The sequence below is a fragment of the Spirosoma jeollabukense genome, from assembly GCF_054777855.1.
Window position 1 is genome coordinate 1 of sequence record NZ_BAAHAD010000116.1, and the last position, 535, is coordinate 535.

Genomic DNA, 535 nt, shown 5'->3' on the forward strand with positions numbered 1-535 from the left:
GTCACGATTTTCGGAAAGATCTTGTTGAGCAGTCGAGGTGGCACCATGGACATCAGGATCTGGATCAGAACCGTGCAAAGCATAGTGCCGATGATGGCACCCCATGCATCAGGGCACGGCAGCTGTGTTCCGTCGTCGGCTACGGGGCATGTCCCGTTGTTGTACCGCAAGCTGGTGTAGGAGAATGCGATGGGGATAATGTCGAACGTGGGACCCACGACGGACAAGAGGCCCGTGCCGATGAAGAAAGGTGTGCCTCGTATATGTACACGGGTGACTTGGATGGCCGTCGCAATACCGGTTGTGATGAACGACGCGGCAACCAGGTACGACACCTGTGCGGGCTGCAGGTTGAATGCCCCAGAAGCGATGGCCAAGGGTGGCGACACGATCGATCCGATCATAGTCAAAGCGTGCTGCAAGCCGAGGACGATGGTCAAGAAAATCGGCACCTGGTCGTGGAGGCCATAGAATGGGATGGCCTTGTCCTTGTACTTGCGGTTGAACGGCGGCACGTTCGGCGTGACGAGATACC

1 protein-coding gene is annotated in these 535 nt (G+C 57.2%); it reads right to left on the minus strand.

What is annotated here, in order from left to right; translation table 11 throughout:
• Positions 1-535, minus strand: a 535-nt coding sequence (locus ACYVEA_RS34830; RefSeq protein WP_461117942.1) for a solute carrier family 23 protein, incomplete at both ends; no start/stop codon positions are given.